Source organism: Candidatus Thorarchaeota archaeon, from assembly GCA_013388835.1.
GTDB lineage: Archaea > Asgardarchaeota > Thorarchaeia > Thorarchaeales > Thorarchaeaceae > JACAEL01.
The window spans coordinates 1-2,584 of sequence record JACAEL010000011.1 but is presented as its reverse complement, the minus strand read 5'-3'; the positions used below and the strand labels follow the sequence as shown (position 1 = coordinate 2,584).

4 protein-coding genes are annotated in these 2,584 nt (G+C 54.5%); all 4 read right to left on the bottom strand.

Annotated elements, in window-relative coordinates:
* Positions 1–281: 281 nt before the first annotated feature.
* Positions 282–860 (bottom strand): hypothetical protein, encoded by a 579-nt coding sequence (locus HXY34_01590; GenBank protein ID NWF94813.1) that lies wholly within the window; start codon positions 858–860, stop codon positions 282–284.
* On the bottom strand, positions 845–1,696 hold the full coding sequence (locus tag HXY34_01585; protein ID NWF94812.1) for a hypothetical protein: 852 nt from the start codon (positions 1,694–1,696) through the stop codon (positions 845–847). Before HXY34_01585 ends, HXY34_01590 begins: the two co-directional genes overlap by 16 nt.
* A 76-nt stretch (positions 1,697–1,772) precedes the next feature.
* Entirely contained in the window at positions 1,773–2,312 is a 540-nt protein-coding gene (locus tag HXY34_01580; protein ID NWF94811.1) for a hypothetical protein, read from the bottom strand.
* A partial coding sequence (locus HXY34_01575) for a hypothetical protein (protein ID NWF94810.1) occupies positions 2,313–2,584 on the bottom strand: 272 nt, incomplete at its 5' end. It lies immediately after the preceding gene.

Below are 2,584 nucleotides of genomic sequence, written 5' to 3'. Positions count from 1 at the left end.
CATGCTTCTTGGCTCCCAACCCATGCATCGCCCCAGTGCACGAGCAGCACGCAACGCCTGTCCCTGTCTGACAGACTGACGCACCCAATCCTAGTCTGCTGGTCACATCGTGGGGAAAACCCCCGGCTTCGCAGACCATGGTGGTGCACGGATACTGTGTTCAAGTGGTCCTGACATTGCCAGGGAGGGACATGCGACGACACAGAGAACAGGTCCAGTATGATGGTCCACCATTGAGAGACAAGTAGAGTCCTTGAACCGGGAGTGGCGATGGATGCGCGTCACGCAGCCTCCTGTGTCGTCGCCTCAGAACTGGATGGCTCAGCGAAGAAGCGATGGCGTCGAAGGACGCTCAAGAGGAGCACCACCCATGCGACTATGAACAGACTACTAGTCCAGCCTCTCGGGTAATAGAGAAGTGCTAGAATGCCCAAGAAGACCGCCACAAGCGGTATGCCTACGCCGAAACCCCATCTCCAGCCCGCAGACCGCTCCCGGGGTATGTGCAGTGGCCGTCCTGTCTTCACAGTGGTACAACCGACGACAGTGTTCAGATATGGAAACACAACATACCATGTCCAACAGCCGACCAGCAAGCTCGAGGTGGTCCAGCAGAACCATGAGACGATTATGGGAATCAGCCACTCCTCGTGGGTCGCCCAGTACCAATGCAGAGTCGTCACAAGAATTGCCAGATGTACGAATACGACCAGCAGAATCAGAGCAGCATATCTCTTTTTCATGTCTATTCCTCCGAATCCGATTCGGTCTTCAATGTATTCAGACTTGTGCTTCGGAAACACGATGCCGAAGGTAGCTGCGGCGCTGTAGACGCATGGTCTTCTCAGCCCCTCAGCCACATCTCCGCTTCTATAGCCAGAGCAATGCCAACCAACAGGATTGCAAAGGTTGCCACCAAGAAGAACTCTAACAGCTTTCCCAACCACGCGAACCGAGCAAGTGCCGTCGCGACTGCCTTGAGTAATCCGGCTGATGCTCCCGCTTGACCAAGAGCGAGCGAACCAAACACGGGAAGTGAACGAGTAATCCAAGCATACGCAATCTCCCACAGGAACCGGCCCGCGTCCGCTCTGGTCCACTCACCTTTGTTCACCATATAGAGTGCAAAGACAGACGGGAGGGTCACGGCTAGCAGTGCCGCGGTTGTCAAGAGTGCAGAGGCCACCACAATCAAGGCGGGGTTTGGCGTTGGGCTTCTCACAGCGCTTTCCAGTAGTCCAGCCGCAAGTGTAATGGACATCATGAGCACGTCGGAGACAATCGTCTGCAGGTGAGTGTCCATCCACTCATCGTCCTCATCTGCTGGACCGAGAACCCCTGCATCCCCAGTGATACTGCACGAGCTGTACTCCGTCTGGCCAAGAAGGTTCTTGGCTGTATGAGTGTGTAGAGTCAGCGTGGTCTGCGGATGCGCCAGTTCATGAACAACGACCATATGCAGTAGAGGCCACCATCCGGTCCAATAGACTGTCAAGCACCGCGCTGCCTGCGTCAGTCTGACATCAGCACCAGCCTGCTGTGGCGATGTTGGTGAGCCTGTACCGTCATGTTCTGCTGGCTCTGTCGGATTGGGGGCGTTAGGCTCGTGCCTGTTCAGGTCGGCCACCACGTTGATGTCCTGCACCCTCATGTCCACAAGCGAGTAGTAGTCGACCCTCTGTCCGAGAATGAACACATGTTTGATGACATGTCGGGATTCAAGAACTGAAGCGGTGCATGGTCATCCTTATGAACTCAGCCGGCAGCTGAAGTCACACTGATTGCTCAAGGAGTGTCAGGACGCTGTTCACTCTCTGACCAAACTCGTCTGTCCGGGACCTGGTCTCCTCGAGAACTCGAAGCGACCTCGTGTTGCCGCTCTGTGCGCCTCTGAGGATTGTCCCTAGGCCCCTTCTCAGCGAGTCGTCGTCCAACTTGTTTTTCTTGTGCAGTTCCTCCAGCCGCTCCATGACTGACACGTCCCGCAGAGCAAAGGAGAAGCGTCCGATTCTGAACGGGATGTACATCACCGCATAGAAGATAGTTAATGTCGCGGGGAGCGGGGCGAACAAGAGATAGACTAGCCATAAATCGGACAATGGCGTATTAAGAACGGGCCCGAGATAGAAGGCCGCATGGTACATCACTGCAACTGTAATGATAGCTCTTCTTCCGGAACCGAAGAAGAAGCGGATGAGCCGGTTGTTAAGCTCATGGTAGGCACCCCATAAGAACACGACTGGCCCCGAGAAGAATGCCACAAGGGTAAGAATCATGCCGCAGAGTATGAAGATTTCGAGAGGAATGCTCACTCACTGCTGCCTCCTGAACTGGTACACAGACTGCTCATATATGAAGACGAAGAGATAGAGAGTTGCTAGAGCTAATACGAGATTCAATGCAATCGAGATGACTGCCCACTTGACGGCGCCCTTGAATTCACCCCACTTCTCGGAAATAAACCTTCTGCAGATGCCAGCTGCCAGAACAAGCATGGCGGTCGTTTCGATGCAGACGCCTATTACAATCTCTAGCCACTGGCTCAGAAGACCCAATACGAACTCCCAGCTTATCACCTGAGCAT